The sequence below is a fragment of the Hugonella massiliensis genome (genome assembly GCA_001486445.1).
Classification (GTDB): domain Bacteria; phylum Actinomycetota; class Coriobacteriia; order Coriobacteriales; family Eggerthellaceae; genus Hugonella; species Hugonella massiliensis.
Map to the genome: position 1 here is coordinate 1 of LN908980.1, position 5259 is coordinate 5259.

4 protein-coding genes and 1 tRNA gene are annotated in these 5259 nt (G+C 57.8%); all 5 read left to right on the top strand.

Annotation, left to right across the window (positions count from 1 at the left end; genetic code table 11):
* Positions 1–120, top strand: a 120-nt coding sequence (locus BN3270_RS09360) for an arginine deiminase family protein (RefSeq protein WP_148335425.1), incomplete at its 5' end; no start/stop codon positions are given.
* A gap of 115 nt (positions 121–235) precedes the next feature.
* Positions 236–1231 (top strand): ornithine carbamoyltransferase, encoded by a 996-nt coding sequence (argF, locus tag BN3270_RS00030; RefSeq protein WP_058985080.1) that lies wholly within the window; start codon positions 236–238, stop codon positions 1229–1231.
* 75 nt (positions 1232–1306) lie between these two features.
* Complete coding sequence (gene arcC / locus BN3270_RS00035) at positions 1307–2266, top strand: carbamate kinase (protein ID WP_058985081.1); 960 nt, start codon at positions 1307–1309, stop codon at positions 2264–2266.
* Between the two features lie 154 nt (positions 2267–2420).
* Positions 2421–4145 (top strand): arginine--tRNA ligase, encoded by a 1725-nt coding sequence (argS, locus tag BN3270_RS00040; RefSeq protein WP_058985082.1) that lies wholly within the window; start codon positions 2421–2423, stop codon positions 4143–4145.
* A gap of 280 nt (positions 4146–4425) precedes the next feature.
* Positions 4426–4502: transfer RNA gene (locus BN3270_RS00045), tRNA-Arg, on the top strand.
* Positions 4503–5259 lie beyond the last annotated feature (757 nt).

Here is a 5259-nt window from a genome sequence, read left to right on the forward strand (position 1 = left end):
ACCAACGACTACCTCTACAAGGAGGGCCTCGACCTCAAGGTCATCCCGTCCGCCGAGCTCTCGCGCGGCCGCGGCGGCCCGCGCTGCATGAGCATGCCGGCCTGGCGCGAGGACCTCTAGGGTCTCTCGATTTTTGGCGGGGCCACGTCGCCCCGCCTCCCCTTAGGGAATCACTCACTCTTTAGTGATTCGAATATTGTTCATTTGGACAGTAACAAAACGAAAGGAACTTATTATGCCTACGAGCCTTTCCGGTCGCGATTTCCTGAAGCTTCTCGACTTCACCACCGATGAGATCAAGTACCTGCTCCGTCTTTCCAAGCAGTTCAAGGCCCTGAAACTTGCCGGTACGCCGCACCGTTACCTTGAAGGCAAGAACATCGTTCTTCTGTTCCAGAAGACCTCTACCCGCACCCGTTGCTCCTTCGAGGTGGGCGCCATGGACCTCGGCATGGGCGTGACCTACCTTGATCCTGGTTCGTCCCAGATGGGCAAGAAGGAATCCATCGCCGACACGGCTCGCGTGCTCGAGCGCTTCTATGACGGTATCGAGTTCCGCGGCTTCGCCCAGAAGGACGTTCAGGACCTGGCCGACAACGCTTCCGTGCCTGTGTGGAACGGTCTGACCACCGAATGGCATCCGACCCAGATGCTCGCCGACATCCTCACCATGCAGGAAGAGTTCGGCGACGACCTGCGCGGCCGCAAGCTCGTCTTCATGGGCGACGCCAAGAACAACGTGGCTCGTTCCCTGATGGTCGTCTGCGCCAAGCTCGGCATCAACTTCGCCGCCTGCGGCCCCAAGGACTGCATGCCTGCCGATGACGTTGTCGAAGCCACCGCTCCGATCTTCGCTGAGAACGGTGCCACCTGCACCCTCACGAGCGATGTGGCCGAAGGCGTTAAGGACGCCGACGCCGTTTACACTGACGTGTGGGTCTCCATGGGCGAGCCCGACGAGGTGTGGGCTCCGCGTATCAAGGAACTCGAGCCCTATCGCGTGACCGCCGAGGTCATGGCCCAGGCCAAGGAAGGCGCCATCTTCCTGCACTGCCTGCCCGCCTTCCACGACACCAACACGACGATCGGTGCCCAGAAGGCCGAACAGTTCGGCATCACCGAAATGGAAGTCACCGACGAGGTCTTCGAAGGCCGCCAGAGCCGCGTATTCGACGAAGCCGAGAACCGCATGCACACCATCAAGGCCGTCATGTACGCGACGCTTTCCTAAGCGACCGTATAATCTAGTCATCCCGGGGAGGCTCGCCTTCGGGCCTCCCTTCTTAGTTAGCAAAAGGAGGCCGCTATGGCCTACACCAAAGGCAGCGGACCGAGCGTCGTTGTCGCTCTGGGCGGCAACGCTCTGGGCAACACCCCCGAAGAGCAGCTCGAGCTCGTTAAGAACACGGCAAAGCATATTGTCGACATGGTCGGTGACGGCGTGAACACGATCGTCACCCACGGCAATGGCCCTCAGGTCGGCATGATCAACAACGCGTTCGACATCGCCAGCAAGACCGAAGGCTCCAAGGTTCCGGCTATGCCCTTCCCCGAGTGCGGCGCTATGAGCCAGGGCTACATCGGCTATCACCTGTCCCAGGCCATCCTGGGCGAGCTCAAGCATCGCGGCATCATGCGTTCTTCCGTGAACGTAGTGACGCAGACCGTCGTCGACCCCGATGACCCTGCGTTCCAGAACCCCACGAAGCCCGTGGGCGCCTTCATGAGCGAAGCTGAGGCCAAGGAGCTTGCCGAAAAGACCGGCTGCATCGTCAAGGAAGATGCCGGCCGCGGTTGGCGTCGCGTGGTCGCTTCCCCCAAGCCCCAGCGCATCGTCGAATTCGACGCGGTGAAGGACCTTTGGGATGCCGGCTACGTCGTCGTTTCTACCGGTGGCGGCGGCATTCCCGTCGTCGAGGCCAACGACTCTTACCATGGCGTGCCTGCCGTTATCGACAAGGACAACTCCGCCAGCATGCTCGCCAGCTCCTTCAAGGCTGACCGCCTGGTCATCCTGACTGCTGTCGAGAAGGTGTGCGTGAACTTCGGCAAGCCCGATCAGAAGGCCCTCGACCACATGACCGTGGCTGAAGCTCGCGAGTACATCGAGCAGGGTCAGTTCGCCCCCGGCTCTATGCTCCCCAAGGTCGAAGCCTGCATTCGCTACGTCGAAGCGTATCCGCAGGGTCAGGCTCTCATCACGAGCCTCGAGTGCGCCGCTGCCGGTCTTCGCGGTGAAACCGGCACCGTCATCACGCTTAACTAGTTTTCTAGAGTGCGCAATGGGCTCTTCTTCGGAAGAGCCCATTTTTTTGCATAGATACGTGCCATTGCGGGGGAGAGCTGCACAAGCTCTGCGCTATTTGCTACACTCCCAAATAACTGTATACCCATATAGAGGAAGCGACGGATTACCCACCATGCAGATTCGCGAACATCTGGAACAGCTTGTCGAGGGCGCCCTTCAGGCCGCCATCGACGACCATACGCTCGAGTTGGACGAAGTACCGGAAGCTGCCCTGGAGCGTCCGCGCGATCTTGCCAACGGCGACTGGGCATCGACCGTAGCCCTGCGCTCCGCGAAGCTGGCCCACAAGGCCCCGCGCGATATCGCCCAGGCCATCGTCGACCACCTTCCCGCAAACGACCATATCGCTTCAGTCGATATCGCCGGCCCGGGATTCATTAACATCAAGCTTACGCCGACCGCCTATCAGGGCGTTGTTGCCGAAGCGCGCGAAAAGGGAGCTGATTTCGGCAAGAGCACGGTCGATGGCCCCAACTACATCAACATCGAATACGTGTCCGCCAACCCCACGGGTCCCTTCCATGTGGGCCACGGCCGTTGGGCTGCTTTGGGCGACGCGACCGCGCGTGTGCTTCGTCATGCCGGTTACCGCGTGTACGAAGAGAACTACATCAACGACCACGGCGTTCAGATGGACAACTTCGGCGAATCTGTTGCCGTCCGCTACCAGCAGCTGCTCGGCCGCGACGTGCCCATGCCCGAATCCTGCTACGCCGGTGGCTATGTGAAGGACATCGCCCAGGCCATCATCGACGAAGATGGGGACAAGTGGCTCGACGCCGACCCCGACGAACGCCGCCTCAACTTCCGCGAGCGCGCCTACGCCTTCGAGCTTTCCGAACAGCATCGTATTCTCGATGAGTTCGGCACAACGTTCGATATGTGGTTCTCCGAACGCACGCTCTATGTAAAGGATGAAAACGGCAAGAGCCAGGTCGACTACGCTATCGACGCTATGCGCGAAAAGGGCTACATCTACGAAAAGGATGGCGCCATCTGGTTCAAGAGCACCGAGTTCGGCGATGACAAGGACCGCGTGCTCATCAAGGGCAACGGCGAATACACCTATTTCACCAGCGACGTTGCGTACCACTACAACAAGATGCAGCGTGGCTTCGACCATCTAATCGACCTGTGGGGCGCCGATCATCATGGCTACATCAAGCGCTGCGAAGCCATGCTCGCGGCCTGGGGTTATCCGGGTGCTCTCGAGGTCATGCTCGGCCAGCTCGTTAACCTCTTCCGTGACGGCAAGCCTGTGCGCATGAGCAAGCGTACCGGTGAAATGGTCACCTTCGAAGAGGTTATCGATGAAGTGGGCGTCGATTCGACCCGCTGGATGATGCTTTCTCGTTCCTCCGACCAGACGATCGATTTCGATATCGAAGTCGCCAAGAAGAAGGACGCTTCCAACCCCGTCTATTACGTGCAGTACGCTCATGCGCGCATCTGCTCGATTCTGCGCAAGGCCGCGTCCGACGACGTTCGTGCCAAGTACGAAGCGGGGGACATTACGCTCGACGAGCTTGCAAAGACCGTCATTCCGGCCGATGTCGACTTGTCGGTGCTCACCGAGCCGTCTGAAATCGACCTCATGCGCAAGATGGATACGCTTCAGGAGCTTGTCGCCGGTGCGGCTCGCGATCGCGCCGCTTTCCGCCTGACCCATTACAGCCAGGATCTGGCCGGCCTCTTCCATGCCTTCTACGGTAATTGCCATGTCATCGTCGACGACGAAAAACTGCAGGCTGCGCGTTTGGCCCTCATCGACGCTACGCGTATCGTGCTCGAGATCTCTCTGGGTCTTCTTGGCATCAGCGCTCCCGAGAAGATGTAATTTTTTTCTCCGGATATCAGTGAGGAAGGCGGGCGCCGAAAGGTGCTCGCCTTCTTTTGTCCGAAGACCTTTTGCAAGGTTGCGAGGGGACAAGCCCGCCCTTGAGGTCTTAGGACGTGCGTGGAGAAGGCAGCCTGAGGGCTCCTGGAGGCCTCAGGCGGTCTCTACGGTCGCGCCGCCCCTGTGCCCCTTGGTGCGCGTCTCTTCAAATCACTTACCATGCGACAAAATTTCTTGTTGACAGAGGAGGGGCGTCGCGTGATAATACTCCTTGCGTCAAGCGCCGTTACCTCAGCTGGATAGAGGGACTGACTACGAATCAGTACGTCGGGGGTTCGAATCCCTCACGGCGCACCATTTAGAATCAACCCGAGCTTTGCTCGGGTTTTTTTTGTTTGTCTTCCTTTTTATACGCCCTTGCTACGTTCTGCGCTTACGGCCGTTTGCACCGATGCGGTCTGCGTCCTCCCCAATGTATGGTAGAGCCTCCGGATGCCCATCGATGTGACCGTAGGTTATCCGAATCTCCTTTCCTATTGCTGTCTGTGCTCTGCCAGCGCTTGCTCGACTGCGCAGATATGCAGACATACTGCATAAAATGCATGAGATATTGTATATCCATTCTTGGCCTACGGTTGGCGCAACGTCCTTTCCCTGCATGGGAACCCACATTACTTGTAATGAATATGTATCAATATGATTCAATATGCAATTTTGTTGTCAGAGAATTGATGCTTGACATACACACTAAAGAAGAAAATTTGCAAAACTCCTGTTCAGAGCTAATATCGCAGACTAAAGTGCATCAATAGTTGAATCACATTCACATCCCGACCATAGAATCAAGTGTCATTCACCGTGTATGCCAAACCGTACGCCGAAGATATGCCTTAACGAATCCTTCATAATTGAAATTGCTCCCACCGCGAGTAAAGTAAACGTTGTTGATACGTGAGCTGTGTCGCTTACGTGCTCATTTACCTCGCTAGTTGCATATTCTTGCAAAGAAAGGGGAGCCTACATGACCGGAGTCAACGTCAAGAGCGAGATCGGACCGCTCAAGAAGGTCATCCTCCACCGTCCCGGCAACGAGCTTCTGAACCTCACGCCCGAC

Bases quoted from the DNA above. Each gene is read 5' to 3' on its own strand.
- arcC (WP_058985081.1), top strand. From the start codon at position 1,307: ATGGCCTACACCAAAGGCAGCGGACCGAGCGTCGTTGTCGCTCTGGGC.
- argF (WP_058985080.1), top strand. From the start codon at position 236: ATGCCTACGAGCCTTTCCGGTCGCGATTTCCTGAAGCTTCTCGACTTC.
- argS (WP_058985082.1), top strand. From the start codon at position 2,421: ATGCAGATTCGCGAACATCTGGAACAGCTTGTCGAGGGCGCCCTTCAG.